Genomic DNA, 24,729 nt, shown 5'->3' with positions numbered 1-24,729 from the left:
GAATAATGGACACCAAGACAACATCCAAGACGCTTCAGCACTTTATCGGCGGAAGCTGGGTCGACGCCGAGGGAGGCGCCACGTTCGAGGTGCTGAATCCGTTGGACGATAGCCTGTACTGCCATGCGGCAAACGGCACGGGCAACGATATGCGAAAGGGTATAGCTGCGGCGAAGAACGCTTTCCCGACCTACAAGGAAACCTTGCCAAAGGAACGCGAGCGTTGGCTTCTTCGCGTTGCTGAGATCATGGAAGAGCGCCGTGATGAATTGGTCGATTGCCTGATTGACGAAATCGGTTCGCCTTTCCAAAAGGCCATGTTCGAGTTCGACAAGGGGCTGACGATGATCCGTGCGGCAGCGGGCCTTTGCCGCAACGTGCGCGGCGAGACAATCCCGTCGGACGCGCCTGGTAAGTTCAGCATGTCGATCCGCGAACCCCTTGGTGTGGTCGCCGTGATCACACCGTTCAACGTTCCCTTGATCAAGACCACGCGCCTTGTCGCCAATGCACTGGCCGTCGGAAACACCGTGGTACACCTGCCTTCGGAAATGGCGCCGCACCTGACGGTGCTCTTTGCCGAGATTGTGGCCGAAGCTGGGTTCCCTCCGGGTTCATACAATGTCGTAACCGGCTTCGGTCACGAGATTGGGGACGATCTCACCAGCCACACTGACGTGGATTTTGTCACCTTCACTGGGTCGACAGTCATTGGTCAGCACATCAACGAGATTTGTGCCAAGAACAAGACCCCCAACACGCTCGAGTTGGGTGGCAAAAGCCCGACGGTCATTCTCGCTGATGCCGATTTGGACGAGGTTGTGCCGCTGGCGGCGCGCTCAATCTACATGTTTGCCGGTCAGGCGTGTATCGGATCAAGCCGCTATTATGTCGAGCGGCCACTTTATCAGGAATTCGTCAAGCGCTTTTCCATGGTAGCGTCAAAGATTGGCATGGGTGACCTGCGTGACCCGAAAACCGTGATCGCGCCGATCATCTCGGATCGTCAACGCAACCGGGTGCGCGAGCATATTGCCGACGCTGTTGCCAAGGGGGCTAAGGTGGTTGCCGGTGGCGAATGGGAGGGCAACCGTTGCCAAGCGACGTTGCTGACCGACGTTACCGAAGAGATGACCGTGTGCAAGGCCGAGACTTTTGGCCCCGTCAGCTCGATCTATCCAATCGACAGCTACGAGGAAGGGCTCGAGAAGGCCAACGATACCGAATACGGTCTGTCTTCGGCGATCTTTACCAAAGACATAGACAAGGCGTTCCACTTTGCCCGCAACATCGGCGCCGGCATGTGTCACATCAACGGCCCGACCATCCACGACGAAGCCCATGTGCCCTTTGGCGGCAACGGCGAGTCTGGTGTCGGCCGCGAGGGCACGGACGCCGATATGGAAGCAATGACAGAACTTAAATGGGTCACGGTGCAGCTATGACATTCACTCTTTACCATCACGGCTCCTCGGTTTGCGCGGCCAAGGTGCGCTTTGCCATGGAAGAAAAAGGTCTGGAATGGGCGGGCGTCTACATTGACATTCTTAAGGGCGAGCAGTTCGACCCAGAATACATGAAGCTGAACCCAAAGGCGGTTGTGCCGACGCTGGTTCACAATGATACGGTCATCACCGACTCGACGGTGATCTGCGAGTATCTTGATGGCATCGTGCCCGAAAACCCGATGCACCCCACCGATCCGTGGGAGCGTGCGCAGGTGCGGTATTGGACCAAGGCGGTTGACGAGGATTTGCACCCGGCCTGCGGTGCCGTGACCTTTGTCTGCTCGCACCGTCACACGGTGCTGAAAAATCTCGGCCCTGAAGGTGTGAAGGAGTTCCTGGCGTCCACACCGCCGATCTCGGTCACGTCCGATTGGAAAAGCATGAAAGACGGGTTTACTCGCTATGGATTTGAGGCGCCGGGCGCCACCGAAAAGGTCAAGCTGTACGATACCTACCTGCACAAGATGGAGGAGGCGCTGGCAGGCGAGAACGACTGGCTGGTGGGTAACAAATTCACCATCGCGGACATTGCCATGACGCCTTATGTCAACCGCCTGGCAATGATGTCGATGCGGGGCATGTGGGAAAACGGACGCCTGCCCAATGTTGAGAAATGGTTTGCCCGGATCCAAGCGCTGCCGAACTTCAAGAAGTGCTTCCTTGACTGGGTGCCGGAAGACTTAACCAATGATCTGCGGGAAAACGGCGCCAAGAGCTGGCCCGAAGTCGCGAGAATTCTCGAAATCGAAATCTGAATACCGGAGGATAGTATGGGACGATTGGAAGGAAAAACCGCCGTCATCACTGGCGCAGCTCGTGGAATTGGCGCCGTCATGGCCAAGCGCATGGCGGAAGAGGGGGCCAATGTCGTGGTCACGGATGTTCTGGATACCGCGGATACCGTCGCAGCAATCAAGGGTTCAGGTGGATCGGCCACGGGCTTGAGTGTGAACATCACGTCAGACGATGAGCTGAACGCTATGGTCGAAGCGACCGAGAAAGAATTCGGTGCCCTGAACATCCTGGTCAACAACGCGTCGATCTTTGCCGCGCTCGAACCCAAGCCGTTCACGCAGATCGACAATGACGAGTTCGACAAGGTCATGATGGTCAACGCGCGCGGTGTGCATCAGGCCACAAAGGCGGTGGTTCCTGCCATGTTGCGCGCCGGTGGCGGCAAGATCGTCAACATCGCATCGGGCACGTTCTACTACGGCCCTCCGGGCCTGTCGCATTACACCGCGTCCAAAGGGGCCGTGATTGCACTGACCCGTTGTTTTGGTCGCGAACTGGGCGACAAGAACATCCAGGTCAATGCCATTGCACCGGGTCTGACCGAAAGCGAAGCGCTTCAAGGCCATACCGGATTTGACCCAGCGCGCGCGCCGACGGTCCAGTCGCGTTCGATCAAACGCGAAATGGTACCCGAAGACCTGCTGGGTTCACTGATGTATCTCATCACACCTGACAGCGACTTCGTGACCGGCCAGACTCTGAATGTCGACGGCGGCAAAGTGAACCTTTGAACGACGAGTGCCCCATGTCCAAACGTTATTCTCTTGTCCCGCCCCGCGGTGGGTTGAATTATGACTGGTCGGCGGATCATACCTTCGTGAAGGTCTCCGCAGAGGACACGGGCGGCCAGTACACGCTGATGGAGGACAATCTGAAAGCCAATTTCAGGTTGGGCCTTCACCTGCATCGCTACCACGCTGAGACGTTTTACATCCTGGAGGGCGCGGTCGATTTCTATGTCGATGGCGACTGGATGACCGTCGGGCCAGGCACATGCCTGCACGTCCCGCCAGGGATTCCTCACGGTTGCTCTATGTCGGAAGGGTACGTTTCGGCGCGCATGTTGATGATATTCCAGCCCTCTGGTTTTGATCAGTTTCTCGCGGAATTGGCGCAGTTCGATGATGCGGATTTCGAGGACCAGGCAACGATGGCGGCGCTTAACGACAAGTACGACATAGTGAATATCGGGCCATTGCCAGAGCAGGAATAGACCTAGGCGATCCCCCGCAATTTTCGGCCCAGGCTGGCCTTGGATTAAGGCCCGGCACGATGCCCCTGTCACTGGAGAATTGAATGACCAACGTTGCAACGACACTTGTGAAGACCAGAAAAGCCAGCGGCTATCTTCAACAGCTTTGCAAGCATTTCGGTCACAAAACCCAGGTCGAATTTACGCCCGACACCGGATGCATCAGCTTTTCGTTCGGACGGGCTGATCTGGCTGCCGAGCCCGAGGGGCTGATGATGGAGGCCAGGGCCGCAAACGTCGATGATCTGGAACGGTTGCAACATGTCCTCGCATCACATCTCGAACGGTTTGCGTTTCGGGAAGACCTGACAATCGATTGGAGAATCTGAAATGGCCAAACTTGGTGAAGACATCATTGGTACGAGCGGTCTTTCCCCGTTCTTCAAACTGGAAAACGCGGACGAGGTTAGCATTGACGCGCCTGCAAACCGGAAGGGCGATGCGCTGAGAACCTGGGTGCGCAGCCTGAGCGGTTTCCAGAAAGAGGCGCTTGTTCGGTCGGCCAAGACGGGCAACACGTGGCGCCTGGTTAGCGACGAGGGCCCGTACCTGAACGGCCACGATGCCGCGCCTTGCCCCTTGGCTTTTCTGTCGACCGGCATGGTCGCCAGTTACATGAACGAAATCCTGGCGCTTGCCGATATGCAGGGCGTTGAGATCCGCAAGCTGAAGCTGATTCAGGACAATTACTACACAATGAAGGGTTCGATGCCGAAACGGACCATGGTCGGTGGTGCCGAACCGGTCGAGTTGCGAGTCGAGATTGATTGTGATCTGGAAGGCGGCGCACTCAATACATTCCTGATGAATGCGGTTCATGCCTCGCCCTTGAACGGGCTGATGCGGGGCCGTCTGGATAGCCTCTTCAAACTGGGCAAGAACGGCAAAGAGCTGCCCACGGCCAAGGTGCCCGAATTGGATGCGACCCTGTTCCCCGATCCCGGCAACCACTTTGCCAAGTCCAGCCCGGTCCCGGATGCGTTAGCACTGATGGAACCAATTGGCCCAACGCCAAAAAAGGATGTTGTTCTTGGCACGGCTTCGGCGGCTTCCTCGCTTGCCGCGGAACAGGACCGCAGGCTTAATATCGGCGCAGTGGCGGTCCTGCGGGAAGATGGGATCAAGGATATTCAGCAGATGCAGTATTCGCCATATGGGACTTCCTTCCGTTTCCTCAGTTCGGAAGATGGCCGTGCACCTGACGCAAATACGTTGATCTCAGCCGGTATCGGGTTTTGTTTCATGACCCAGTTTGGTCGCTTTGTCTCAATGTTGAAACTGGACCTACCGGACTATCGCATCGTGCAAGACACGCATTTTTCCCTGGGGGGCGCATCTGGTGGAACCGGCAAAGCCGGCGAAGCCGACCCGATCGAAACTCATGTCTATCTTGAGACCGGGGAAAGCGACGAGACGGCACAGGAGATGCTGGATATCTCAGAGCAGACCTGCTTCCTGCATGCTTTCTGTCGCACCGACCTCAAGACCAAGCTCAAGGTCGTAAAGGCTTGAGCGTCCATGGACCCTGTACCGACGGCATCTGGGCCACTGCAATGCGCGGTAATACGGCAGGTGGAGGCAAGCAAATGAGCGGCCCAATAGGCCCTGGCTTTTTTGAGATTGCTTTGCGGCCGTCCGTGGTCAAACGCGCTAGCCGGGTGGCGCTTGTCGTCGGAATAGTGCTGGGCCTGCTCAACCACGGCGATGCGATACTCTCCGGCGCTGTCACGAATGGGCAACTCGCCAAGATCTGCCTGACTTTCCTGGTGCCCTATTCCGTCTCAACCTATTCCTCGGTGTTGGCAATCCGCGAACGGGACCAGGAGCTTGGGAGCTAGGTCCAGGCATGGAAGGTCTGAGCGGACAGTTCCCTAGAGCCGGGGCGCCGGCCCCGCGACGCAGGAGAAGAACGATCTGATGCGAAAACCCGGAGAGTAAATCCCGAGGTTCGAGTTCCAACCCCTGAGCGGATCCCATTGGAACAGCCGGGACGAAAGGATCTGAAATGACCATCAAGAATATTCTTGCCGCCTATAGCAGCGAAGACGCCCATGGCAGCGGTGTAAAACACGCGATCAAGCTTGCCCAGCATCATGATGCCTGGCTGACCGGAATCATGCGCCATGGCCGTCATGCTCTAGAACAGCGCTTCCTTGCCGAAATACACGACATGATCGCCGATCAACTGCGCGAGGCCGATGAAAAACGGGTTCAGGACGTGTCCGACCGGTTTCTGCAAATGGTGCAGGAGGCCGGCCTTCAGGATCGGTCGGAATTCGTGGACCTCGACCCGGATAACGACGGGCCGCTATCCGACTACGCGCGCAACTTCGACCTGGTCGTTACCGGGGTTCACAGCCACGATATCGGCGAGGCGCACCTTTCCGCCAATCCGGATTTGATCGCACTGCGTAGCGGTCGCCCGGTCATCGTCGTACCCAATGATTACGAGTCCGAGGGATTGGCCGAACACGCATTGGTCGCCTGGGATGGGAAGCGGTCCTCTGCCCGAGCGCTTGGCGACGCAATGTCAATCCTCGAAGAAAAACCGAAGGTTACGATCATGACAGTGGGTACCATGCCGACCGCCGACAAAGAGCTTCTTATGCGTAACCTGAAGAGGCACGGAATAGACGCCACCTATCGCGTCGATCATAGACGTGGCTCGATTGCGCAAACCATCCTTCGTGTCGCTGACGAAGTGTCAGCCAAGCTCGTGGTTATGGGTGCGTTCGAACACAGCAAATTTGCCCATACTCTGATGGGCGGTGTGTCCACCGATGTCATCAACCAGGCAAACGTGCCGGTGTTCCTTTCTCATTGAAGTGTGCGGCCGCCATTGGCAGGCGTCTGGGCATACTTGGTTTGGGTGGCAAACGAACGCTGCCCAGTCGGCAAAAGGGTTACGCAGGAGGCCGGGATCGCCGTGCAGGCTTGTTAGTCGATCCTGTGATGGAGGCCAGAACGGCAGGAGACAATCTCATCAGGATTGAATCCGTTTGTCGGTGTCTCGGTGGAGAAGATCAATAAGGGGATGAAGAACGATATGAAGTATCGCAAGCTTGGACAAAATGGACCCCTGGTCGGTGCCGTAGGCTATGGAGCGATGTCGTTTACCGATTTTTACGGTCCGGCTGATGACAAGGGCTCACTGAAGATATTGGATCTATGTGCCGATCTTGGGGTGACGCATATTGACACGTCGGACGCTTACGGCGCGGGGCGGTCCGAAAATATTATTGGATCCTGGCTTAAGAAACGCGGCGGCCAAAGCCCTTTCACCATCGCCACGAAAGTCGGGATCACCCGCGACCCGGAAAGACGCCTGAACAACGATCCGAAGCACTTGCAGGCATCGCTGGATGCCAGCTTGCGTCGTCTTGGGGTCGAGGTGATTGACCTTTATTACGTGCACCGGCGCGACATTCGTTTGGAGATTGAAGAAGTAACCGAAACCATGGCGGGGTTCGTGAAGGCGGGCAAAGTCAAAGCCATCGGTTTTTCTGAAATTGCACCATCCTCTTTGCGCCGTGCCCATGCAGTGCACCCAATTGCAGCCGTGCAATCCGAATACTCTCTGTCGACACGGGCGGCAGACCTTGGCCTGATCCAGACTTGCAAGGAGATCGGAGCCTCCTTGGTCGCGTTTTCGCCGGTCGGACGTGCGCTTTTGACGGATCGGCCTCATCAGGCCGCCGACGTCCGGACCATGCAATGGATGAAAAACAACCCAAGATTCATCGAACCAAACCTAAGTGCAAACCTGGTATATAATGCTAAGTTTCGTGCGCTTGCGGCGGATCTGGGGGTTGCGGCGGCGTCGCTCGCCATCGCGTGGGTGTTGCAGAGGGGAGAGCATGTGCTCGCCATTCCCGGAACACGCAAGGTGGCGCATTTAAAGGAACTGGTCGCGGGTGCAGATCTTGATCTTTCTGCGGATGTTCTGGCGCGGATCGACGAAATCTTGCCGGTTGGTTGGGCGCACGGCGATCGCTACTCGGTAACGCAATGGTCCGGGCCGGAACGATATTGCTGAGCGGTATTGCCGGGAACGGGGCACAGGGGTAGCGCAGCTGATGCCATGTTCTTAGCCGCGCACCTGATCACCTGCGCTCCGATTGCCATGGCACTGACATGAAAGGACCACCCAAGAATTTGGGTGATCCCCCTGCCCAAGGCAGAATGGCCAAGTGGCAACGGCCCTAAAAGACAGGTGCTATTTTTCTCGCAGAAGCAGGTTCATGCACATTCCAGCAAGAGAGTGCCCGCCCCGGTATTTGACACCGGGATATGATAGTTGCGATTGATTTCGCTCACATTATCGCCAAGCGCACCCCGCATCATCATCCACATCAGAAACTCCGTTCCTTGTGCACCGGCTTTCTCAACCAGTTCCATCCGGCTTATCTTGGTCAGTTCAGTGGGGTTGTGGACAATGTTCTCCAGACAATACTGGTCAAACTCTTTGTTGATGAAACCCGCACGTTCACCATCCAACTGATGGCTTAGTCCACCCGTGCCCAACACGACGATCTTGGCGTCTTCGGGAAAGCTCTCCAGTGCCTTGCGCAGCGAAACACCGAAGTCCAGGGCGCGTTTTAGTGTCGGGATCGGATGCTGAACCGTGTTTGCCGAAATCGGCACAGAACGCGGCATGTCCGCATTGTTCGGCGCTCCGGGCCAGAACAATTGCATCGGAACCACAAAGCCATGGTCAACCGGCAGTTCCTGGCACGACGTAATATCGAACTCATCAGCCACCATGCTTTCAATGATGTGCCAGCTTAGTTCGGGTGCGCCGGGAAAGGGTGGCAATGACGGCAGGCCCCAACCTTCGTCCTCATTACGGTATTCATGCGCCGCACCAACCGCAAAGGTCGGCATACGGTCCAGGAAGAAACCGAGTCCATGGTCATTGTAAATATTGACGACATAGTCCGGCTTGTTTGCTGCGAGCCACTCGTGGACCTTGGGGTATCCATCAAAGAACGGTTTCCAATATGGATCGTCAAAAAGCTCTTTCTGAATAGCATTTCCCACGGCTGGGATATGCGAAGTAGTGATGCCACCAAGTATCTTTGCCATTGTTCTGTCTCCTTAGGCTTGACTGGCCAGGAATTCCTTGAATTTCTCGGTGGTCATGCCGGTTTGAAGGCCACCCACGTCCTGCACTGAAAGTTTGAAAATACCGGCGAGCTTGGCGAGGTAATAGATGTTCCCGCCTTCGGCTATCATCGCCAGGATGTTGCTCGAACGGATGGCTTTTTTTTGCGCCTCGGTCAGCTCGAATTTTTCCATGTAGGCTTCCGCGTCTTCCTTGAAGGCATCACGGTTCTCGGCCCGGTTGAAGGAAAAGCACATCTTGTTGAGGTTGTAGCCCTTCATCGCCTGGGCGCCGTCAAAGATGGTGGTGCCAGGAATATGCGTGTGGGCGTCAAAGCCTGGTTGATCCATTGGATTTCTCCTCATGCGGATTGGCAGGGCCGCGCGTTGCGGTCCTACCGTCATTCACGCCCAGTAAAGGCGCATTGGGTTATCGACCAACAGCTTCTGTTGCTGCTCTTTCGTTCGCGCGATCCTCGGGATGTAATCGACAAGCGCGCCGTCATCGGGCATGTGCGATCTCATGTTGGGATGGGGCCAGTCGGTGCCCCAGAGCACGCGGTCCTCGAAGCGGTCGACAATGGCCTGGTAGAACGGGATCACGTCGTCATAGGGCTCTCCGATCAACGTCAGCCGTTCAGGGCAGGTGACCTTGGCCCAGATGTTGTCATTCTCCGCCATCAGGGTGATGAAGCGTTGGAAATCCGGGTGCTCCGCGCCCCTTGCCACGTCCGGGCGTCCCATGTGGTCGACCACGATGATGCCCGGCAATTGCTTAAGGAATGGCTCCAACTCCTCTAGATCGGCGGCCTCGAAGTAGACCACGATCGACCAGCCGAATTCCTGGATCTTTTCAGCTATAGATATGAACACCTCTTTGGGCGTCGCATCCACCAGCCTCTTGACGAAATTGAACCGTACGCCGCGCACCCCGGCCGCGTGCATGTCGGCCAGCTCCGACCGTGTGATATCGGCGCCCACGCTGGCCACGCCGCGGGCAAGATCGCCCGCAGAGCGGCAGGCGTCAATCATGGCCCGGTTGTCCTTGCCGTGACAGGTCGCCTGTACGATCACATTGCGCGAGAACCCAAGGTAGTCGCGCAGCGCGAACAGCTTGTCCTTACTCGCGTTGCAGGGCGTGTACTTCCGCTCGGGGGCAAAAGGAAACTCGGGCGAAGGCCCAAACACGTGACAATGTGCATCCACGGCCCCCTCGGGCAACATAAAGTCCGGTTTCGTCGGGTTTGGATGGAATTCCAGCCAATCGGCGTCCATCACCTGCACCTCATCGGTCATACGAATACCTCTCCATCCATCAGCTTGCGCGCGGTCCGCAGGATCGCCGCTTCGCTGACGGTGCCCTGGTTGTCCAAGGTTGCCACCACGGTCATTTCGCCGGTGGGATGCTCAATCGACAGGCTGCGCGTCGTACCTTCGCTGCGGGCGGCCATTTCGTAGGCCGGCGTGCCTTCGATCAGGCAGGCCGTAGCAACGCTGACCGCGCCGAGAACGCCGATCGCCTTGTGGCAGCGATGCGGAATGAAGGTACGAGTTGATATCGCACCGCCGTTCCGTGCCGGGCTGACCATGGTCATCTTCGGCACAGATTTCTCGGACACATCGCCGAGGTTCATCAATGGGCCACACGCCCGCCGTATCGTTTCTAGCTTCTCGCGCAGCGCGACGTTGCCCTCTAACTCGCTGGGCGCCTCGTCCCCGCTGATGCCCATATCCTCGGACCGCATGACCACGCAGGGCATGCCATTGTCGATCATGGTCACGGCGACGCCATTCACCCCATCGACCGCGTTCCCTGTGGGTAAGAGCGCACCGCAAGACGACCCTGCCGTGTCCTTGAATGCGATCGGCACCGCCGCTGCACCGCCAGGCACCCCATCAATGCGCGCCTCACCTGCGTAGTTCACCATGCCGCCAGGAGTAGATACCCGCGCCACTGCCACCTGCCCGGTGTTCTCCATAAAAATGGTGACGGGGGTCTCCTCATCCCGCGCCGCCACCAGGCCCCGCTCGATGGCAAAAGGCGCCACGCCTGCAAGAATATTCCCGCAATTCTGTGCGTCCGTAACGATCGGCTGGTCCACGAATACCTGCAAGAACAGGTAGTCCACATCCACGCCTTCGCGGGTTGACTGCCTCACCACCGCCACTTTTGAAGTCAGCGGATCAGCACCGCCCATGCCGTCGATTTGACGTGCATCGGGTGAGCCCATGGCGCGGAGGAGAAATGCATCACGTTCGGCAGGATCCGGTGGGAGATCCTCGGCAAGGAAGTACCCACCCTTCGAGGTGCCCCCACGCATCCACATGCAGCGAACCGCTTCAGACATTCCGACCACCGGTTGCCTTACAGAACCTCAGGAAGCTTCCGATTGCGGGATGCCCCGCAAACCGAAAATGCGTTACGTCTGCATGGCTGAACAGATCGCAAACGCACTGGCAGTCGTTGGGAGAAGCCTCCTCAATCTGCCCATCGGATTTCCTAACGACCGCCTGTCGTGAAGTCCGAAGCGACACCACGTTACCGGCTCGGGGCAATGCGGCAACCTCAGACATATTTCAGTCCTTTCTCGGCCAGCCGCTCGCGCATATCGTAGATATCCAACCCAAGATCGCCGGCCTCAAAGCGCGCGCGTTTTCTGGCTTCGTTCGCCTCGCGGGCCTGCGCCTTTTTCAGCACTTCGGCGGCCTCAACCCGGGGCACGACGCAAACGCCGTCATCATCGGCCACGATAATGTCACCGGGATTGACGAGCTGGTCTGCACAAACAACGGGAACATTCACGCTGCCGAGGGTTTCCTTGATCGTGCCCTGGGCACACACCGCTTTCGACCAGACCGGAAAATCCATCTCTTTCAGATCGTGCACGTCGCGCACGCCTGCATCGATAATCAGGCCCTTGCAGCCCCGCGCTTTTGCCGAGGTCGCCAGCAAATCGCCGAAATACCCGGCACGAGAAGGGGTCGTTGTGCCCAGCACCAGAATGTCGCCAGGCTGCAGTTGCTCGATCGCGACATGCAGCATCCAGTTGTCGCAGGGCGGAGCGAGGACAGTCACCGCACTCGCCGCAACCTGCGCGCCCGGATAGACCGGGCGCATGTAATCGGCCAGAAGACCCTTGCGGCCCTGCGCCTCATGCACGGTCGCGACACCGCATGCGGCAAGTCTGTCAATGATGGATTGATCGGCGCGTTCGATATTCTGAACGACGACGCCAGTTGTGCCTGCGGGGTAGCTCATGCAAGTTCATCCACGGTCTGGGGAAAGATCATCTCGAACCCCTCGGCGTATTCGGCCTTGCGACCGCCGGCCATGCCGCCCGAGTTGCGGCGGAAGTGGTTGCCCCGGTTCTCGGCGACATTGGTGTAGAAGTTCCACAGATGCTCCTGGCCCTGCATACACTCGATGGCCGCGCGCTTCTTGTCCCAGACCGGTGTGATGTCGAGGAACACGTTGGGTTTCCAGCCCATCTGTTCGGTTTGGTGCGGCTCGAACAGGTAAAGCTGCGGCGCGCCCAGCACTTTCTGACCCGGGTTATGCCCCCAGGCTTGGGCGATCATCCGGCATTCCAATGCGAATTGCGTCGTGTTCATGTGGTCGGTGTTGTAGGGATCCCATTTCGAGTGCGACATCATCCATCTCGGCTGTACCTCGCGGATGATATCGACCATCTGTTCCTGTGCGTCGCGATCCAGCCGCAGCGGGTAATCGCCAAGGTCGAGAAAACGGATATCGTTCACACCAAGAGCATCGGCTGCAGTCTGTGCCTCCTCACGCCGCGCCTTTTTGACGTAATCAAGGGTCATGCCGCCCTGCTTCCAAAGCTTCGCGCTTTCGCCGCGTTCACCGAAGGACAGACAGGCCACGGTCACTTCGTAGCCAAGACTCTGGTGCAGGGCGATCGCGCCGCCGCACCGCCAGACAAAGTCGGCGGCATGTGCGGAGATCACCAAGGCGGTTTTTTTGTCAGCCATTTTCGCGTCTTTCAAAATCTGTGAATTCCCACAAATGTACTGCCCGGCCAGTGGGAAAATCCATTTTGAATCCTGACATATGCAATTTGGTTTTGTTATAATGTGTGAGAAGTGAACGTGGGGAAGCAATGCTCGAACTGCCGCATATCCGATATCTCTGTCTTGTAAGGGAGGTCTATCGTCATCGCAGAATAGGTGTAGCCGCCACCAAGGTTCATCTATCTCAACCTGCGGCGACCCAATCACTGGCGCGGGTTGAGGAATTGCTGAATGTTCAGTTGTTCGAACGCGAATCCAGGGGAATGGTCCCGACACAAGCCGGTTCGATATTCGAAAAGAGGTTGATCCGGATCCTGGAGCATCTGCAGCGCGGAGACAAACTGGCCCGAAGGAAAGCGGCGCGGCGATCCGGAGATGATCCCAACAAGGCCTTTTATCGCAATTGTTCGCTGGTTCAGATTCGGGCGCTGCTGGCCGTTGCGAAGGCGGGCAGTTTCAGCCAGGCAGCAAAGGATCTGGGGGTGAGCCAACCGGGCGTTCACCGTGCCACCAGGGATCTGGCCGCCATGTCGGGGATAACCCTGTTCGATCAGGTTCGGGGTGGCATTGTGTTAACTCCGGCTGCCGAGTCATTTGTCCATCAGGTTCGCCTAGCGCTCAGCGAGTTGCAGCAATCTGTATACGAGATAACCGAGTTCATGGGGCGAGCGACGACCCGCATCAATGTCGGGTCTTTGCCGTTGTCTCGGGTGTCGATCCTACCCGCAGCTATTGATGAGCTCTTGCGGGAAGCAGGTTCAGGAGTTCAGGTCAATTGCGTCGATGCCCGATATCCGTCGCTTTTGCGCGATCTGCGTTTTGGTGACTTGGATTTCTTGATCGGCGCATTGCGGTTTCCCAAGCCGGCCGCGGATATCGAACAGGAAGAACTATTCAATGACGACCTGGCAATTGTGACGGCTGTGGATCACCCTCTTGCTCAGAAGAAAGATGTGACGATCAAAGACACGACGGACTATCCTTGGGTTGCTTTGCCGAAGGATACGCCCACCGGGAAATACCTGTTCGACATGTTGCGAATTCACGAGCAAGCGGAGTCGCCGGTTCGAATTGTCTCAAGTTCGTTGGTGCTGTTGCGGGGCCTGCTCGCATGTGGCGACTATGTCTCGATAGCCTCGACTCGACAGATCGAGGTCGAAGAACAGCAAGGCCAGTTGGTGCGCCTGCCGATCGCTCTGCCCGAGTCTCACCGTCCGATCGGACTGACATTCCGCAAAGGTTGGACGCCGACCTCGGTTCAGCGCCGGTTTCTTGACATCGTTCGCGAGAAAAGCCGCGACTGAACCAGTGTATTCTCCCTTATCTTAACAAAATCGAATAGCTTGCCCTCCTTTCAAATTCGATAACACGGCACCAAACGGTTATCCTTTTTAGGAAACGCCCCGGGTCAATCGTGCCTCACTTGAGCGACAGGCCCGTGCATCAGGAGGTGCAGATACCGACGATGGAAAAGGACTACGAGGACATACCGGGCACTTTCGTCTTTGATGCCGACAGGTCCCGGGAAGGATACCATTTGAACCAGTTCTGTATCTCGTTGCGGCTTCAGGCCAATCGCGATGCGTTCAATGCCGACGAAAAGGGTTACCTCGACAAATACCCGATGTCGTGTGAACAGCGCGAGGCCGTACTGAAACGCGAGTGGAACCGGCTTTTGGAGTTGGGTGGTAATATTTACTACACCTCCAAGCTTGCCGCCAATGACGGCATCAATTTCCAAAACCTTGCAGGATTGATGACCGGCATGGGGGTTCAGGCCTATCGCGACATGATGCTCGCCGGCGGGCGTGCGATCGAGGGCAATCGATACAAATCGGAATGGGAAGAAGACTGATGGCACGTATTACTGCAGGTGTGGGATGTTCGCATGTTCCGGCCATCGGCGTCGCGATGGATACCGGCATCACCGACCAACCGTATTGGCAACCCGTCTTTGAGGGATTCCGCAAATCCCGGGTGTGGATGAAAGAGCAGAATCCCGACGTAATTTTCATGGTCTATAATGACCACTGCACCGCCTTCGACGCATCCTGCATTCCAACCTTTGCATTGGGATGTGCAGCCGAATTCCAACCGGCGGACGAAGGCTGGGGCCCGCGCCCGGTGCCCGTGGTCAAAAACCACCAGAAACTGGCTAGCCATATTGCACAATCACTGGTGCTGGATGAATTCGACATCACCATTATGAACGAGATGGAAGTCGACCACGGACTGACCGTCCCGCTGTCGGTGATGTACGGTGATGTCGGTCCTGGCGAAGAATGGCCAGCGTTGGTCATCCCGCTTTGCGTCAACGTTGTCCAATACCCCGCTCCGACAGGCAACCGCTGTTTCCAGCTTGGCAAGGCAATCCGTCGCGCTATTGAAAACTTCGATGAAGACCTCGACGTGATGATCTTTGGCACCGGTGGCATGAGCCATCAACTCCAGTACAAGCGGGCGGGGCTCATAAATCCCGAATGGGACATGCGGTTTCTTGACATGGTGGTGGATGACCCAGTTGCCGCCAGTCAGATCCCTCACGTGGAATACTTGCGCGAAGCCGGAAGCGAGGGTGTTGAAATGGTCATGTGGCACGTCATGCGCGGTGCGCTGAACCACGAGGTGACCGAAGTTCACCGCCACTATCACGTCCCGGCGTCGAATACCGCGGTGGGTCACATCATTCTAGAAAACAGAATCTGAGGAACGTCTCATGAGAGTTTGCGTAGCAGGCGCCTATGGTGCATTTGGGCTGAAACATCTGGACGCGCTGGCCAATATCGGAGATGTCCAAGTGACGTCGGTTATGGGGCCGACAAGGGACAAGATCGAAGCTCTGGCTGCTGAGCGCGGCATCGGTCATGCTGGTACGAGCTTGGAGGAGTGTATTTCGCGCGATGATGTTGACGCGGTGATCCTGTCGACGCCCACCCAAATGCACGCCGATCAAGCCATCGCCTGCATGGATGCAGGTAAGAACGTGCTGATCGAGATCCCGATGGCCGACAGCTTGCAAGACAGTCAGCGCGTTGTCGACAAACAGAAGGAAACCGGTCTGACCTGCATGGCGGGCCAGGTGCGCCGTTTCAATCCTTCGCATCAGTGGATCAAGAACAGGATCGACGCCGGAGAGTTGAAGATCCAGCAGATGGATGTTCAAACCTATTTCTTCCGCCGGACTAATACGAATGCAAAGGGGGAAGCGCGGACTTGGACTGACCATTTGCTGTGGCACCACGCCTGCCACACGGTCGATCTGTTCCAATATCAGACTGGTGGAAAGGTCGTGGAAGCCTTTGGCCTGCAAGGGCCGCACCACCCAGATCTGGGTATCGCCATGGACATGGCCATTGGTTTGAAGGCCGAAGACGGAGCGATTTGTACCTTGTCGCTGTCATTCAACAACGATGGCCCGCTGGGCACCTTCTTTCGCTACATTTGTGACAACGGCACCTACATCGCCCGGTACGACGACCTGTATGATGGCAATGAAAATCCGATCGACCTGAGTGGCGTCGCGATGTCCAACAACGGCATAGAACTGATCGACCGGGAGTTTGTATCTGCGGTCAAAGAGGGCCGGTCGCCAAACGGATGCGTTACGAACGTAATCCAGGCCATGGAGACATTGGACCGTATCGAAAAATCCTTCGGGTGAACACGGCCACCGCACCAGTTGCAGACCGCTCTCTCAGAATCATTCTGTTGGACTAGGCCCATATAAAGGCATTTGACCCGGTGTCGTAGTCAACTTCAGTGAGATGCAGCACCAATTGTCTTCAAAGCCATGCGCCAGAACAAACGACTGGCCACGAAAGTGAGAAACCCAGGTTTGTGAACGATGCTGCCCCGCTTCTGAGGTCGGCTTGGAGCCCAACTGTAAATTCGATTTTCTCGCTGCGAGCGCTCGCAGTAGGAAAATCGCCGGAATCGCATCGCTTTAAGCGCCGCTGCGCGGCGCGAAAACCCGCCGATCATGTTTGCCGCAGCGAGATTTTTTGTCCGAATTCACAAGGCGCGAGACGAAACCGTCATTCGCGGCTGCTACTCATGCGATGGCAACCGGCGCAAAGCTGACTTTCAGCCTCGCTCAATGTCTGCGACCAAAGAATACCCAGTAAATGTCTGCTGTAGCACCGTTTCTCTGATGAAACAGCTATCGACTTACTGCCTCCGTAAGTGCGGCCCGAACTGCCTCGACCATCTTGGCGCGAGGTGTCGAGGCCGCACTTACCAGACCAACGACGCGCCGGGGTCCATTCTGTTCAAGGGGGATTCTCTTGAGCGGCAAGTGATCATCTGCAGCGACGTGGCTATCGGGTATGATTGAGACACCAAGTTCAGCAGCCACCATGCTTGAGATTGCCTCAAGGCTCTCCAGCTCCATAGCATCCTTGACCTCAATGCCGCTCTTTTGCAGCCAAGTTTCAATTTGCCTTCCCACAACCGCATCACGCGTGAAACGAATAAACGGCGATGAGCTAAGTAGTTCTTTTGGGGGCAAGTCTTGGGTGTTCTTGGAGACAAGCATGACCAATTTCTCCGATACAATTTCTGAGAATTTCAGCGACTTTTCCAGGATGTCCGGCCGGGAGATGATCGCCGCATGAATCTGTCCGCGGTCCAACTGCAGCAAAAGCTGGTTGGTCAAACCCGGAACAATTCTGACACGGATGTCGGGATGTACCGACTTGAGCCTTGAAAGCGCAATAGGCACCAACCCGGTCAGGGTCGTCGGGACAGCGCCAAGTGTTATTTCGCCAGAGAGTTCGTTGTTCGACCTCACCTTTTCCGCCAACTCGTCGTAGGCGGCAACCACTGCGACGGCCTCTCCAACGAGCATGAGACCCGTTTGAGTCAATTTGGGCGTCTTGGCCGAACGGTCAAACAAGTCGAGCCCCCACGTGGCTTCCAGGCTCCGCATCTGGTGGCTTACCGCTGACGGCGTCAGGTGTTCTGCTTCTGAGGCGGCTCGAAAGCTACCGTGTCGGTGAATTGCGATGAGAGTTCGTAGTGCCCGAATACTCATTCCGATACCTCTCGATCCTGCCTGGCTTCCGAGGCTGATGAATGAAAAATTTTCATGCAAATTTCAAAGAATTTTCGTTTTGGTCCATTTTTCTTAATCTGTAGCATACTCCTGGCACACCCACCGAAACCACGCCCAGAGGTACTCATGGTTGCCCCGAGATCAAACGACTATACTTCCATCGTCGCCAAACCTTTCGCTCCCACCCTAGGAGCCGAGATCTATGGTGTAGATTTAAGTCGACCTGTGCCTGACGATCAGTTCGCGGAGATCTGCGACGCCTTTCACACCTACCAAGTGTTGTTCTTCAAAGAGCAGAAAGAAATTCCGCCTGCGCAACACATTGAATTTGGGAAACGCTTTGGACCGCTTCACGCACACCCTGCTGCCCCAACAATGGAAGGATATCCGGAGATATTCGAGATCCATGCCACCAAGAATTCCAAGGTTGCGAACGGTGAGTTTTGGCACTCGGATGTCTCTTGCGATGAGACGCCTCCCCTCGGAACCATGCTTCAAATCCATATTGCACCGCCATGCGGCGGGGACACGATGTTCAGTGACATGTATGCGGCCTACGATGATCTTTCTGAACCGATAAAGAACATGCTCGAAGGACTAACGGCTCTTCATAGTTCAGATCATATCTACAAAGGCCGCTATAGCGACCGGGGCCAGAAGGACAGCGATATCGATTGTCCCGAAGCGGTCCATCCAATCGTCAGAACGCATCCGGAAACGGGCCGGAAGTCGCTATTTGTGAACCGAACATTTACCACCAAGATATTGGGATTGTCGGACAAAGAAAGCGATGCAATCCTCAACATGCTTTTCGAGCATGCTGAGCACATCAACTATCAGATTCGTTTCAGGTGGTCGCTCAATGACATGGCCTTCTGGGACAATCGTTGCTGTATGCATCGTGCGATCTGGGATTACTGGCCGGCTGAGCGTAAAGGGCGCCGGGTGACTGTGAAAGGCGATAGACCTGTCTAGCCGCAACCAAATCGACTTGCTTGACGGGAGTAGAAGAGTTTTTAGGAGTGCAAGTTGGGTGCGGCATTTGTCAGAGAATTTTGCGAGGACCTTTCGCTGGATCTGTCGCAAACTTTGGCGTGGTTCAATGCGTGCTCCCGGCAAACTGACATGGCAATCCCGTTAGCGCCACCGAACGGTCTTTTTAGGGTTGCCTTTCGGCCCTTGTCCTTTGGCCACCCAAAGAAGGCGACAAGCGCGGAGACCTTATCTATCGCAACGGCTCTCGCCTTCGGGCAGCAAGTCTTGCATATTTCATGTTGGCGTTAAAGAACTGTAGGCTCTTCACTCTGATATTCGGACGGAGAGCGGTCATTCGCGGCATTTGCGAGGAAACGAACCGGAACGAAGCAGAGCGGACATTTAAGCTGTTTCAGCGAACGACGTGTTTGTTCGCGTTGTGAGAGTTCGCTTATCCCTTAACTTTGCAGACGCACCGAATGTCTCCATCGACAGGCCGCAACAGTCGCGTGGGCAAAACTGGTCTCCATCGCAGATACCAGCTTGAATCACATCGAGCGCGCGATTTGAACCTTTTTGTCAACATGACCTAACAATCAATTTAGATCAGCCAGATGAGGCTGCTCAGTCGCGCGAATGGCTCACGCCGGGACCGGTTGGCTGCTTTCAATCCCACGTGCCCTCGGTTAAAAAATCACGTTCATCACGAAGAGTGACACGAACAGGAACAAGATCGTCATTATGCCGCCGCTCTTCATGAAGTCTGTCACTTTGTAGCCCGCAGGGCCCATGATGAGGGCGTTCACCTGGTGCGTCGGGATTAGGAAGGAGTTGGAAGTCGAGATGGCCACGGTCAATGCAAAAAGCGCCGGATCTCCACCTGATGCGATGGCAATGGAGACCGCCAAGGGAACCAGGAGTACGGTGGCGCCGACATTGGACATGATCAGTGTGAATACGGTGGACAGTATCGCCAAACCAGCCTGCAGCGACCATATAGGCCAACCGTCCAGCAAAAACAGGATCTTCTGAGCAATCCACTCGGCAGTACCGGTTGTCTGTACGGCCTGTCCCAAGGGTATCAGGCTGGCCAAAAGGAAAACCGTACTCCAACTAATCGCGTCATAGGCTTCTTCGATGTCTAAGACTTTTGTCAAAATCATTCCTGCGGCGCCGGTCAGCAAGCACAAGGAAAGCCGCAGATCGGTAAACAAAATCAGGCTCAGCGAAATCACAAAGAACATCAGTGCCCAGCCGACCTTGTGGGGGCGAGGATCCTCCTGCGGAAAGTCAGTGGTGACAACCACGAAGTTGCGATCACGTGTCAACCGCGTCAGCGCTTCCCAGGTGCTGTGAATAACCAGCGTATCGCCAGCGCGAAACGGCACTTCGCCAACCGGTGTCGGCGCGTGGTCCTCGGTGGCCACATAACTCAAAGTTTCTTCGTCTCGGTGGATTGCCAACAGGCTTGCGCCGTATGTCTTGCGAAAGACCAGATCGTGTGCGCACTTCCCGATAACCGCGGAACCGGGGGGGATGACCATTTCGGCGACACCGGATTTCGTTGGCGCGTAGTCTTCTGCAAAGACGTCCAGAGTGTCGTGCAGAATGAACCCGCCCTCTTCGACCATGTGTCTGATAACCTTCTCACGGCCCAACACTGCCAGGCGGCATGGTGCAGTAATTTCCGTTTGAATGACCGGTGCAAACCAGCGCTGCCCATGATACGCGCTACCGATTATGTAGACGTGATAGCGTTGCATCACGTCATCAAAGGTCTCACCTACGCAGGGATGTCCCTTTGGGATGGTGATCTCGAAAATGTCCGTTTTTAGTCCGTATATCGCCGTGAGGTAATCCTTCAACGACTGACCACTGGTCGCGTCGCCGTCTTTCTGCTCGTTTGGCAGAATCCAGCGGCCAAACATCATAAAATACAGTATCCCCGTCGCTATAAGCGTCACACCGATCGGCGTCACCGAGAACAGCCCAAACGTGTCCATCCGCTCGGATTCCGGCAAAACCTGATTCGCGGCCAAAATCAAATCATTCAGAAGAATGAGCGGTGAGGAGCCGACCATCGTCATCGTACCCCCCAAGATTGCGCAGAAACCCATTGGCATCAGCAGACGACTCAGGGGGAGCTCGGTACGGACTGAGATCCGGCTGACGACAGGCAGGAACAAAGCTGCGGCGCCGACATTCTGCATAAAGGAGGAGATCACGCCCACTGTGCCGGATACGATAGGAACGATGCGAGCCTCGCTTGTACCCCCCCTTTTTAGAATAAAGGCGGCGACCTTGCTCATCAGCCCGGTCTTGTCCAGACCCGCCCCGATTATCATCACCGCAATGATCGAAACCACTGCATTGGATGCAAGCCCGTTGAACAATTCGCTGACATTAGCGAGGGAGCTGAGACCCGGCAACTGACTGAGAAGCCCAAGCAGAACCATGACCATGATGGCTGCGAAATCGATCCGCACCAATTCCGATACGAACAAGAATACTGTGAACACCAGAAGACCGAGCACCACTGACATTGGCAAAGTGAGACTAATAACTTCCAATCTGCGATCCCCCGTATCCACCACATTGGTATCGGACGCGACTGGCCAGAGGCAATAGCACAGGCATGCCTAGGCCACTGACTCCGTTACCATGAACGCTAAGCGTCTGTGCAGCAGCCGAGGATCATAGGCTCCTTTTCCCGCACCTGTTCCCGTTCGTGCCTGCACTGCGATTGGCCGAAATGAAAATAGACCAGTCAGCCGCTTACGGATGTTTGGTTCGGGAATAGCCTCTGCGCCAAAAAATTCGAATGCTGCAAGCAAAATGGCTATCGAAGATCGCGACTCTAAGAGATGCCGCGGATACATCAAACTGGTTTGTGGCGGCACCTCGACCGTTGAGCGCCTATTTGATCCAGCACGCGCGGCGAATGTTCTGTGTGGTTGGCTCCTGCATAGCAAGACATTTTGAGCTGATATGAGCGGTTGTCAGATGCAGTCGTGTGTCCGGCCTATTTGTGCGGCGCACGCAGCCGCTGGCCGTGATGGTTTCCGCTTACCAAGTCCCAAACCGCTACGCGGACAACGGGGTGTCCCTTGCATTCGACGGAGTGTCTTAGCTGGCGAGCTGACATTGCTCCATCATCTCAGTGGTCTTGCGTCTCTTTAGTCCCCGTTTTGCGGCTAGGCCGTATGGGCGCGCCACGTTTCAAAAAGCACTTCCGGAAGCCCGGACTTTGGGAGACTGATACGCGCGTGGTCGCTGAAGACCTGATTGAGTGGTTGGCCGGTTGCACTGTCAATCATGCGCCTCCAGGTATCCAAGTCGAGCTCTTCGACGGCCAACGAAAGCAACCCGCCACAATTTCTGAACTATTTCTTCTGGCTTGTGCCGCTTGTTCGCCATTCTCTGTCCTTCGTTTCTTAAACATAACGTCGGACCAACTCAGACGGCGCATTCCTGTTGACTATTCCGATGATGCGGCGACGGGGATTTGGCAAGGTCTTTGCCAGCAAGCAGATTAAGCCGCCGGTGATGGGCGTTGCCGCCTTCGTGCTCTCAGCGATAACCGTAGTAACCTGCCGAGAGGTGATCATCGTCGCCGCGCTTCCAGCTTTTGCGTATTTCGGCTGCCTTTTGCTCGCCGTTGTGCTCAGGCCCGAAAGCAGGGGAGCCCCGCCGCTGTTGAAAAACTTCGCGTTGCAAGTCTGGCGAGTAGCATTGTGATGAGTGGGTGAGTGCCATTCTTGTCATGCTACGCACGGTTTGTGCAGTGTAGGAAAGTCCTTGGCCAGTTTGCGGAGTTTCACCCAGGCACACGGAATACCGTTCAGTCCGGACAGGCGTCAGCCAACTCATCGAGATGACGACCGAGGTCATTGGCACCAATCTCGACTGCGAGGCGAGCGTGAAACGGTGCGTAGGTTCGATTGTGTTGCGTGGCGTAGTCGCAGAAAAATCCCAAAAGAATTGCCTTGTCGCAGGTTCCGGCACGATGGCAAAACGCCAGTTCATCGTAAAAGACCAGAATCCGAAAAAGCGCTGCATCGACCTCAGATCGGGCGGGATCGACCGGATAGGCCGCGTTCACGAAGCCCTCGTATTCGCGGGGCGTCAGAGACCGCGCCCGCACCTCTGCGGCGAAGTCCGGATAGCGCCGCCAGAAATCCAGCAGAGCCTCTCGGGCAGCAACCATTTCCGAGCCGCCGAACCGGGCAATATATGAAAGCGCACGATCCTCCCTTGCCGCCTGCGCCTCTTCGGCCCGCTCGTCAAAAAAGCGCCACACACCAAAGATTGCGATTATCGTCGCAATCACCTTTACCGTAGGGTCAAGCCAGCTCGTAATCTTCATGGTCATCCTCAGGAACCATCGGTGGACGGTTCCACCCGGCAGGCGTCAGGGAAGAAAAGGACGACTGCGTCACTGGCCACGACGGAGAGGCGATCAAGGCAGGCGAGTTGGGCGCGGTTCAATGTAACCAACCGGTCGAGTGCATTTGGATCTGCTATACGAACGTCCGGTCCCTCGTTTGTCAGCGTATCCAGGAGTGTGTGCGGCCGCTCGGGCGGGCAGCGATCTGAGAGGAGAAACACTGGCTCACCAGCCGCCGCCTTGTAGATTTCCCTGTTCTGAATAAAGCAGGCAAGCACGGCGGCGGACAACCGATAGTGGTGCGTTTCGACCGCACCCTCAGCCTGCACCGAGCCAGACACACCTGCGGCCGCAACGAGTCCGAACGCCGTTGTCATATTTACTGTCCGCCACATGCGCATGGACACTCCTTTCAAATACAGAACCGAAAAGCGGCTTCGATTGTCCGCCGGTCCATCTCGGTCAGGGTACGCCGCATCCAGTGTGGACCACCCGCAACCCGAGGTGCTTGAATTGTCAAACCCATCTGAGGTGCTGCGACGAGCGCCTGCGCCGCCCGGGGGGTAAGCGAAACCTTGAAAAGCGCGACGCCGTCCTCCTCGCGGGCCGAAACCTGAGCAGCGCCGATTGGAAGCGCATCCGTCGCGGGGCCGAACTCAAGCAATGCCTCGTAACCTGACTCGGCCCAAACATTTGGAACGGTCAAAAGAAGGTGCGCACCGTCGGATTGACAGAAGGCGGTGAGCTGCACCGCCTCGTCATAGATCCGGGGTGAATCCAGTCGTTTGCTCGCCGCGACTACGCCGGCACCGTATGGCTCGAGCCAGAATGCACCAAAGCCACGAGGCGTTTCCAGATCATACTCGAGTCGCTGCTCGCTAGTGGGATATAGCATTTCCGAACTTGGCGTCGCGCTAGCCAGCACGAAGAGCCGCGGATCGACGCCCATTTCGATCAGGTAGGAAATCAACGTCCCTGACACTTCCTGACCGCCTGCAAGCCCAACCGCGTCCGGCAACGCAGCGCCGTCAGGCAGGGCGAACTGGTGGAAGCCGAGCTGCGAGCCTTCGCCCAAGCGCCTCCCTTCTCCGCCGAGAAATGCGTAAGCGCAGGCGCTCAGGCAAACGCCGGGGGCGATCGGACGATCGAAGTTGCTGCCGTCGTAACGACCGACGAGCGTGTGGAGGCCGCGTGCCCGGATTGTTCGGCCGAGTTCAATGCCGTCCTGCAAGCTGCCGCCCGCGCTGTCCAGCAAAAGCTGAAAACCCTCGACCCCGTTGGCCGGGTCATCGACGAAAGCCTCGAAACGCTCTGCAGCCCCGCCGTCGAGCGTGCCCACGGCGGCTATGAAACAGGATTCGCTCGCATTGGCATAACAATCGAACGCGAACTTCATTGGCTCGGCGAACGCGCCCAGCGGAGTAATCATTGCCAGAATTCCAAGCCAGCGTCGCTGCATGCCGGACTCCCGCAGTTAGTGAAGACGAGATTAACACGGGCGCAAGTGCAGCGGTCAAAGGAATCTGCCGCAATCACAAGGTTGCGTGCTTTACGTCACTTCACCAAGGAAAGTTGGAACACTGAGGTCGGCGGCTCAAATTGAGCCGTCCACTTAAGGCATCAC

Annotated in this window: 26 protein-coding genes; 15 read left to right on the top strand and 11 right to left on the bottom strand. The window is 56.5% G+C overall.

Features of this window, described 5'->3' with window-relative positions; genetic code table 11:
* Positions 1–5: 5 nt before the first annotated feature.
* From GOX53_RS00260 to GOX53_RS00220, 9 genes are all read left to right on the top strand, one after another.
* On the top strand, positions 6–1,445 hold the full coding sequence (locus GOX53_RS00260; protein ID WP_171172984.1) for an aldehyde dehydrogenase family protein: 1,440 nt from the start codon (positions 6–8) through the stop codon (positions 1,443–1,445).
* The gene (locus GOX53_RS00255; RefSeq protein ID WP_254446408.1) at positions 1,442–2,263 is read left to right on the top strand and encodes a glutathione S-transferase family protein; all 822 of its coding nucleotides are present in this window, start codon (positions 1,442–1,444) and stop codon (positions 2,261–2,263) included. Before GOX53_RS00260 ends, GOX53_RS00255 begins: the two co-directional genes overlap by 4 nt.
* A gap of 15 nt (positions 2,264–2,278) precedes the next feature.
* On the top strand, positions 2,279–3,034 hold the full coding sequence (locus GOX53_RS00250) for an SDR family NAD(P)-dependent oxidoreductase (RefSeq protein ID WP_171172982.1): 756 nt from the start codon (positions 2,279–2,281) through the stop codon (positions 3,032–3,034).
* 14 nt (positions 3,035–3,048) lie between these two features.
* A complete protein-coding gene (locus GOX53_RS00245) occupies positions 3,049–3,516 on the top strand; it encodes a cupin domain-containing protein (protein WP_171172981.1) in 468 nt (155 codons plus the stop codon).
* Between the two features lie 83 nt (positions 3,517–3,599).
* The gene (locus GOX53_RS00240; protein ID WP_171172980.1) at positions 3,600–3,884 is read left to right on the top strand and encodes a DUF2218 domain-containing protein; all 285 of its coding nucleotides are present in this window, start codon (positions 3,600–3,602) and stop codon (positions 3,882–3,884) included.
* A gap of 1 nt (position 3,885) precedes the next feature.
* Positions 3,886–5,067 carry an OsmC family protein gene (locus GOX53_RS00235; RefSeq protein WP_171172979.1) on the top strand — a complete coding sequence of 394 codons (1,182 nt, stop codon included), beginning with the start codon at positions 3,886–3,888 and terminating at the stop codon, positions 5,065–5,067.
* A gap of 74 nt (positions 5,068–5,141) precedes the next feature.
* Positions 5,142–5,393, top strand: a complete 252-nt coding sequence (gene nrtS, locus GOX53_RS00230; protein ID WP_171172978.1) for a nitrate/nitrite transporter NrtS — start codon at positions 5,142–5,144, stop codon at positions 5,391–5,393.
* 167 nt (positions 5,394–5,560) lie between these two features.
* Positions 5,561–6,379 carry a universal stress protein gene (locus GOX53_RS00225; RefSeq protein WP_171172977.1) on the top strand — a complete coding sequence of 273 codons (819 nt, stop codon included), beginning with the start codon at positions 5,561–5,563 and terminating at the stop codon, positions 6,377–6,379.
* 222 nt (positions 6,380–6,601) lie between these two features.
* Positions 6,602–7,591, top strand: coding sequence for an aldo/keto reductase (locus GOX53_RS00220; RefSeq protein WP_171173425.1), 990 nt, complete (start codon positions 6,602–6,604; stop codon positions 7,589–7,591).
* A gap of 203 nt (positions 7,592–7,794) precedes the next feature.
* Here GOX53_RS00220 and GOX53_RS00215 read toward each other — a convergent pair whose 3' ends face one another.
* From GOX53_RS00215 to GOX53_RS00190, 6 genes are all read right to left on the bottom strand, one after another.
* Positions 7,795–8,640, bottom strand: coding sequence for a class III extradiol dioxygenase family protein (locus GOX53_RS00215; protein ID WP_171172976.1), 846 nt, complete (start codon positions 8,638–8,640; stop codon positions 7,795–7,797).
* A 12-nt stretch (positions 8,641–8,652) separates the two neighbouring features.
* Positions 8,653–9,009, bottom strand: coding sequence for a protocatechuate 4,5-dioxygenase subunit alpha (locus GOX53_RS00210; RefSeq protein ID WP_171172975.1), 357 nt, complete (start codon positions 9,007–9,009; stop codon positions 8,653–8,655).
* 54 nt (positions 9,010–9,063) lie between these two features.
* Complete coding sequence (locus GOX53_RS00205; RefSeq protein WP_217351618.1) at positions 9,064–9,954, bottom strand: amidohydrolase family protein; 891 nt, start codon at positions 9,952–9,954, stop codon at positions 9,064–9,066.
* The gene (locus GOX53_RS00200) at positions 9,951–11,006 is read right to left on the bottom strand and encodes a 4-oxalomesaconate tautomerase (RefSeq protein WP_171172974.1); all 1,056 of its coding nucleotides are present in this window, start codon (positions 11,004–11,006) and stop codon (positions 9,951–9,953) included. The genes GOX53_RS00205 and GOX53_RS00200 overlap by 4 nt, the downstream gene beginning before the upstream one ends.
* A gap of 218 nt (positions 11,007–11,224) precedes the next feature.
* Positions 11,225–11,917: a 4-carboxy-4-hydroxy-2-oxoadipate aldolase/oxaloacetate decarboxylase gene (locus tag GOX53_RS00195; protein ID WP_171172973.1), complete on the bottom strand. Its 693-nt coding sequence runs from the start codon at positions 11,915–11,917 to the stop codon at positions 11,225–11,227.
* A complete protein-coding gene (locus GOX53_RS00190) occupies positions 11,914–12,651 on the bottom strand; it encodes a PIG-L deacetylase family protein (protein WP_171172972.1) in 738 nt (245 codons plus the stop codon). The genes GOX53_RS00195 and GOX53_RS00190 overlap by 4 nt, the downstream gene beginning before the upstream one ends.
* A 128-nt stretch (positions 12,652–12,779) precedes the next feature.
* On the opposite strand from GOX53_RS00190, the gene GOX53_RS00185 reads away from it, so the two are divergent.
* From GOX53_RS00185 to GOX53_RS00170, 4 genes are all read left to right on the top strand, one after another.
* Positions 12,780–13,994, top strand: a complete 1,215-nt coding sequence (locus GOX53_RS00185) for a LysR family transcriptional regulator (RefSeq protein WP_171172971.1) — start codon at positions 12,780–12,782, stop codon at positions 13,992–13,994.
* A gap of 119 nt (positions 13,995–14,113) precedes the next feature.
* Entirely contained in the window at positions 14,114–14,545 is a 432-nt protein-coding gene (gene ligA / locus GOX53_RS00180; protein ID WP_254446407.1) for a protocatechuate 4,5-dioxygenase subunit alpha, read from the top strand.
* Positions 14,530–15,396 (top strand): class III extradiol dioxygenase subunit beta, encoded by an 867-nt coding sequence (locus GOX53_RS00175; protein ID WP_254446406.1) that lies wholly within the window; start codon positions 14,530–14,532, stop codon positions 15,394–15,396. The genes ligA and GOX53_RS00175 overlap by 16 nt, the downstream gene beginning before the upstream one ends.
* Positions 15,397–15,406: 10 nt before the next feature.
* Positions 15,407–16,351 carry a Gfo/Idh/MocA family oxidoreductase gene (locus tag GOX53_RS00170; RefSeq protein ID WP_171172970.1) on the top strand — a complete coding sequence of 315 codons (945 nt, stop codon included), beginning with the start codon at positions 15,407–15,409 and terminating at the stop codon, positions 16,349–16,351.
* 498 nt (positions 16,352–16,849) lie between these two features.
* Here the strand turns inward: GOX53_RS00170 and GOX53_RS00165 are convergent, their stop codons facing one another.
* Positions 16,850–17,722, bottom strand: a complete 873-nt coding sequence (locus GOX53_RS00165) for a LysR family transcriptional regulator (protein WP_171172969.1) — start codon at positions 17,720–17,722, stop codon at positions 16,850–16,852.
* Positions 17,723–17,869: 147 nt separating this feature from the next.
* On the opposite strand from GOX53_RS00165, the gene GOX53_RS00160 reads away from it, so the two are divergent.
* Complete coding sequence (locus GOX53_RS00160) at positions 17,870–18,718, top strand: TauD/TfdA family dioxygenase (protein ID WP_171172968.1); 849 nt, start codon at positions 17,870–17,872, stop codon at positions 18,716–18,718.
* A gap of 686 nt (positions 18,719–19,404) precedes the next feature.
* Here GOX53_RS00160 and GOX53_RS00155 read toward each other — a convergent pair.
* Positions 19,405–21,288, bottom strand: coding sequence for an SLC13 family permease (locus GOX53_RS00155; RefSeq protein WP_171172967.1), 1,884 nt, complete (start codon positions 21,286–21,288; stop codon positions 19,405–19,407).
* Between the two features lie 904 nt (positions 21,289–22,192).
* Here GOX53_RS00155 and GOX53_RS00150 point away from each other — a divergent pair.
* Complete coding sequence (locus GOX53_RS00150; RefSeq protein ID WP_254446405.1) at positions 22,193–22,456, top strand: hypothetical protein; 264 nt, start codon at positions 22,193–22,195, stop codon at positions 22,454–22,456.
* 103 nt (positions 22,457–22,559) lie between these two features.
* On the opposite strand, the gene GOX53_RS00145 is transcribed toward GOX53_RS00150, so the two are convergent.
* Genes GOX53_RS00145 through GOX53_RS00135 form a run of 3 tightly spaced genes read right to left on the bottom strand, consistent with a single transcriptional unit; the run spans position 22,560 to position 24,564 of the window.
* Positions 22,560–23,084 (bottom strand): hypothetical protein, encoded by a 525-nt coding sequence (locus GOX53_RS00145; protein WP_171172966.1) that lies wholly within the window; start codon positions 23,082–23,084, stop codon positions 22,560–22,562.
* An 8-nt stretch (positions 23,085–23,092) separates the two neighbouring features.
* Positions 23,093–23,482 (bottom strand): hypothetical protein, encoded by a 390-nt coding sequence (locus GOX53_RS00140; protein ID WP_171172965.1) that lies wholly within the window; start codon positions 23,480–23,482, stop codon positions 23,093–23,095.
* A gap of 35 nt (positions 23,483–23,517) precedes the next feature.
* Entirely contained in the window at positions 23,518–24,564 is a 1,047-nt protein-coding gene (locus tag GOX53_RS00135; RefSeq protein ID WP_171172964.1) for a hypothetical protein, read from the bottom strand.
* Positions 24,565–24,729 lie beyond the last annotated feature (165 nt).

Source organism: Ruegeria sp. HKCCD8929 (genome assembly GCF_013031405.1).
GTDB lineage: Bacteria > Pseudomonadota > Alphaproteobacteria > Rhodobacterales > Rhodobacteraceae > Ruegeria.
The sequence above is the reverse complement of the archived record's forward strand: the minus strand, read 5'-3'. Positions and strand labels throughout refer to the sequence as shown.

Excerpts from the sequence above, each read along its gene's own strand:
- GOX53_RS00175 (WP_254446406.1), top strand. The coding sequence starts at position 14,530 with ATGGGAAGAAGACTGATGGCACGTATTACTGCAGGTGTGGGATGTTCG.
- GOX53_RS00165 (WP_171172969.1), bottom strand. The coding sequence starts at position 17,722 with ATGAGTATTCGGGCACTACGAACTCTCATCGCAATTCACCGACACGGT.
- GOX53_RS00260 (WP_171172984.1), top strand. The coding sequence starts at position 6 with ATGGACACCAAGACAACATCCAAGACGCTTCAGCACTTTATCGGCGGA.
- GOX53_RS00240 (WP_171172980.1), top strand. The coding sequence starts at position 3,600 with ATGACCAACGTTGCAACGACACTTGTGAAGACCAGAAAAGCCAGCGGC.
- nrtS (WP_171172978.1), top strand. The coding sequence starts at position 5,142 with ATGAGCGGCCCAATAGGCCCTGGCTTTTTTGAGATTGCTTTGCGGCCG.
- GOX53_RS00200 (WP_171172974.1), bottom strand. The coding sequence starts at position 11,006 with ATGTCTGAAGCGGTTCGCTGCATGTGGATGCGTGGGGGCACCTCGAAG.
- GOX53_RS00140 (WP_171172965.1), bottom strand. The coding sequence starts at position 23,482 with ATGACAACGGCGTTCGGACTCGTTGCGGCCGCAGGTGTGTCTGGCTCG.
- GOX53_RS00245 (WP_171172981.1), top strand. The coding sequence starts at position 3,049 with ATGTCCAAACGTTATTCTCTTGTCCCGCCCCGCGGTGGGTTGAATTAT.
- GOX53_RS00185 (WP_171172971.1), top strand. The coding sequence starts at position 12,780 with ATGCTCGAACTGCCGCATATCCGATATCTCTGTCTTGTAAGGGAGGTC.
- GOX53_RS00145 (WP_171172966.1), bottom strand. The coding sequence starts at position 23,084 with ATGAAGATTACGAGCTGGCTTGACCCTACGGTAAAGGTGATTGCGACG.
- GOX53_RS00190 (WP_171172972.1), bottom strand. The coding sequence starts at position 12,651 with ATGGCTGACAAAAAAACCGCCTTGGTGATCTCCGCACATGCCGCCGAC.
- GOX53_RS00160 (WP_171172968.1), top strand. The coding sequence starts at position 17,870 with ATGGTTGCCCCGAGATCAAACGACTATACTTCCATCGTCGCCAAACCT.
- GOX53_RS00215 (WP_171172976.1), bottom strand. The coding sequence starts at position 8,640 with ATGGCAAAGATACTTGGTGGCATCACTACTTCGCATATCCCAGCCGTG.
- GOX53_RS00235 (WP_171172979.1), top strand. The coding sequence starts at position 3,886 with ATGGCCAAACTTGGTGAAGACATCATTGGTACGAGCGGTCTTTCCCCG.
- GOX53_RS00135 (WP_171172964.1), bottom strand. The coding sequence starts at position 24,564 with ATGCAGCGACGCTGGCTTGGAATTCTGGCAATGATTACTCCGCTGGGC.
- GOX53_RS00250 (WP_171172982.1), top strand. The coding sequence starts at position 2,279 with ATGGGACGATTGGAAGGAAAAACCGCCGTCATCACTGGCGCAGCTCGT.
- GOX53_RS00170 (WP_171172970.1), top strand. The coding sequence starts at position 15,407 with ATGAGAGTTTGCGTAGCAGGCGCCTATGGTGCATTTGGGCTGAAACAT.
- GOX53_RS00220 (WP_171173425.1), top strand. The coding sequence starts at position 6,602 with ATGAAGTATCGCAAGCTTGGACAAAATGGACCCCTGGTCGGTGCCGTA.
- GOX53_RS00225 (WP_171172977.1), top strand. The coding sequence starts at position 5,561 with ATGACCATCAAGAATATTCTTGCCGCCTATAGCAGCGAAGACGCCCAT.
- GOX53_RS00210 (WP_171172975.1), bottom strand. The coding sequence starts at position 9,009 with ATGGATCAACCAGGCTTTGACGCCCACACGCATATTCCTGGCACCACC.
- GOX53_RS00255 (WP_254446408.1), top strand. The coding sequence starts at position 1,442 with ATGACATTCACTCTTTACCATCACGGCTCCTCGGTTTGCGCGGCCAAG.
- GOX53_RS00195 (WP_171172973.1), bottom strand. The coding sequence starts at position 11,917 with ATGAGCTACCCCGCAGGCACAACTGGCGTCGTCGTTCAGAATATCGAA.
- GOX53_RS00205 (WP_217351618.1), bottom strand. The coding sequence starts at position 9,954 with ATGACCGATGAGGTGCAGGTGATGGACGCCGATTGGCTGGAATTCCAT.